The sequence below is a fragment of the Methanosphaera sp. genome, assembly GCF_016282985.1.
In the GTDB taxonomy this organism is placed as follows: Archaea; Methanobacteriota; Methanobacteria; order Methanobacteriales; family Methanobacteriaceae; genus Methanosphaera.
In genome coordinates this window covers 1-2,972 of the sequence record NZ_JAEELZ010000147.1, presented here as the reverse complement: position 1 = coordinate 2,972, position 2,972 = coordinate 1, and the positions used below count along the sequence as shown (strand labels likewise).

Below are 2,972 nucleotides of genomic sequence, written 5' to 3'. Positions count from 1 at the left end.
GACTGTAAGAAGCAACCATAATATTGGAATCAGGACATTTATTTATGAATGATACCAAGAAAATAAAATAATATATAGCAAATCAACTAAAAGAGGACCAGTTGAGTGTTCAAATGGCAGTCAAAAGGGCTACTTTAGTGGAGGCAATAATATATCCTTTTAGGCATAAAAGAAAAACTACCAGCATGCTGGTGGAAATTAATTAACTAAGAAATCAAAAGAATTTCTCTACATCTATGAAGTAAGTGTCAGGATGAATTCAGTATTAAAAAAACTTGTTTGTGTATTGATAAACAATTGTTTATATAATATAATTATATTGTAGTAACTATACTTTTAAGGTGGTGGTAGAGAGTTTACATTGGAAGGACAATGAGATTTTTTTTAAAAGAAATGAGGAACAGAATATTTAATATTTTTATGTGGTATGATTATCTCAATTTAGTAAATTAATCAAACTTTTTCGATATTTATAAAAAACTTGATTTTTAATCAAGTTTTTTATTTTAGGGGAGAGTGTGGAAACATAAAATTGTTTTTTTTCTAATATTCGATATATAATTTTTATAGGTGAGAAAATGAAAAAATACATTTTAGAAATAATGTATTTTCATTGTTATTACTGATATCAATTATAGTTATTTTTATTCATTTCTGATAATAATGTGTTCAAAATACTGTTCTTGAAATTCCGTTAATGCGTTAATTGCATCATTAGAATAGTTTTTTCCTATGGGGACTACAACAAGTTTGTCATCATTATCATTTGTTCTATGTATTATTGCAATACATTCACCCTCATATTCTTTAACAGGTTCAAATACACCTAGAAGGTAAACATCTATTTCTTCACCATCATCACTTATAGTATTAGGTATATATCCATAATTGACAGGGTATATAAATCCATGTTTAGGATGTTTTGTTCCAAATGGGCGATCCATTTTTACTTTTATTATTTTTCCTAAATAATCTTTATTTTTCATATAATCACCTTAATTTATTTTACTTATTGTGAATTTTTAAAATCATCGAATGAGTTTATTTGATTATCGTAATATATTGTTAGCCATTTTACATGTTTACTTCCATTTGTTATTTCGACACTTATATAACGTATTGGATATTCTTGAAAATCTATTGTTTTAACAAATTCAACAATAGAGTTATAACAATTTTGTAATTTGGTATAATCTATTTCTTTTTGTTCATTTGCTACTTCACACATTAACGTATTTTTGTTATTAAGTACATAATCTTTTTTATATGTAATATTATTTTTGTTATTATAATTTGAATAAAAGTAATCTAAGGCCGATTGGTTAAAGTTTGAAGATAATCCATTAAAAAGAGATTCCATTGACCAATAATAATCATTGATAACATCGAATTCTATATCGTTATATACCACATGCCAATAATAATCTGTATATCCATCATCATCTTTTTTTTCGATAGCTTCTTCAGCAAGTAAATAATTTTTAATGCCAATATCGTTTTCAATATAATCAATAATATCGTCTCTATCATATTTAGTTGTACATCCTGTTAAAGTAATTAAACAAATAGTAAGTATTGTAATTATAAATATTTTTTTAGTCATAAAAATATATCCTCCTGTTATTAGTATACCATATGTTTAATATAAATAAAACTAGTCATATTTATTTATTTGTTATATAATAATGGTAAGAAGGAGGAGAAATGAAAAAGTATATTGCTGAAGGTGTTGGAACAATGTTACTTACACTTGTGGCTTGTGGTGTAGCAGTTACATCTGGAGTTAACTTAGTAGCAACGGCGCTTGCATTTGGATTAGTAATTGTAGCGGCAGCATATAGTATTGGTAATGTGTCTGGTTGTCATATCAATCCAGCGGTATCAATATCTTTATTAGTAGTTGGTAAGATGACTACAAAAGAATGTATCCGTTATGTTGTTGCACAAGTTATTGGAGCTTTTGTTGGTTCACTTTTATTAGCACTAACTTTAGGTGGATTTGATGCTCTTGGAGCAAACGGACTAGTAGGGGATACGACAATTTGGGTTGCTTTAGTTGTTGAAGTAATTCTAACATTTATTTTTACAACGACAATTTTGGGTGTAACTGATAAAAAAGAAAATGGTCATGCTACAGGAATTGTTATTGGACTTACTTTAACATTAGTACATTTATTTGGACTTCCATTTACTGGAACAAGTGTTAATCCTGCTAGAAGTTTAGCACCAGCCGTTTTACAAGGTGGAAGTGCATTAAGTAATGTATGGATTTTTATCGTAGCACCAATTGTTGGTGCAATTCTTGCTGGATTATTCTATAAGTTTGTTTTAAAAGAAAAATAATGAAAAAATCAATTCTTTGTGAATTGATTTTTTTTGTTGATTACTTTCTAGCAATTATGCCATAGTATCTTCTTAGCAGTCTTATTTTACCATTATAGGTATTATTTTTGATGTATTCATTTAATAAGTTTTCATCTAAGTCATCAGTATAATAATCTTTATTATCTTGACTTTCTTCACTAAAATCATCAATTATTTGAACTTTTTTTAAAAATTCTTTAAATAATAATTCATTTTTAAAATATTCTCTTTTGTGGATAGGAATTAGTTCAACATCTTTGAATCCGGCATTTAATACATTTTCATAGTCGATGATGCTTATTGGCTTAATATCGTTATAACCTTGTCCTCTTTTGAATAATATTTTTAGACTCCAGCAATCTTCTTTATCAACACCATGGATTAAAAGATAGCCATTTGGTTTTAGGCATTTGTAAATTTGTTTGGGATCGGTTATGGTGTTTCTAGCTACGACAATGTCAAAGTAGTTATCGGGAACATCCATTTTAAGGTTATTCATCAGTTTAAAAGTTATATTCTTTCTTCCACTTTTGATTAGATTTTTATTGGCAGTGTCAATCATTGCTTCAGAATAGTCAGTTCCTAGTATTTCCTTGCATTCTGGAAAT

4 protein-coding genes are annotated in these 2,972 nt (G+C 27.5%); 1 reads left to right on the top strand and 3 read right to left on the bottom strand.

Features of this window, described 5'->3' with window-relative positions; genetic code table 11:
• Positions 1–644: 644 nt before the first annotated feature.
• Complete coding sequence (locus tag QZZ11_RS09050) at positions 645–986, bottom strand: inorganic diphosphatase (RefSeq protein WP_292475509.1); 342 nt, start codon at positions 984–986, stop codon at positions 645–647.
• A gap of 23 nt (positions 987–1,009) precedes the next feature.
• The gene (locus tag QZZ11_RS09045; protein ID WP_292475506.1) at positions 1,010–1,603 is read right to left on the bottom strand and encodes a hypothetical protein; all 594 of its coding nucleotides are present in this window, start codon (positions 1,601–1,603) and stop codon (positions 1,010–1,012) included.
• Between the two features lie 101 nt (positions 1,604–1,704).
• Between QZZ11_RS09045 and QZZ11_RS09040 the strand changes: the two genes are divergently transcribed.
• Entirely contained in the window at positions 1,705–2,343 is a 639-nt protein-coding gene (locus QZZ11_RS09040) for an aquaporin (protein WP_292475504.1), read from the top strand.
• 40 nt (positions 2,344–2,383) lie between these two features.
• On the opposite strand, the gene QZZ11_RS09035 is transcribed toward QZZ11_RS09040, so the two are convergent.
• Positions 2,384–2,972 (bottom strand): methyltransferase domain-containing protein (locus tag QZZ11_RS09035; protein ID WP_292475502.1); only part of this gene is annotated, 589 nt, incomplete at its 5' end.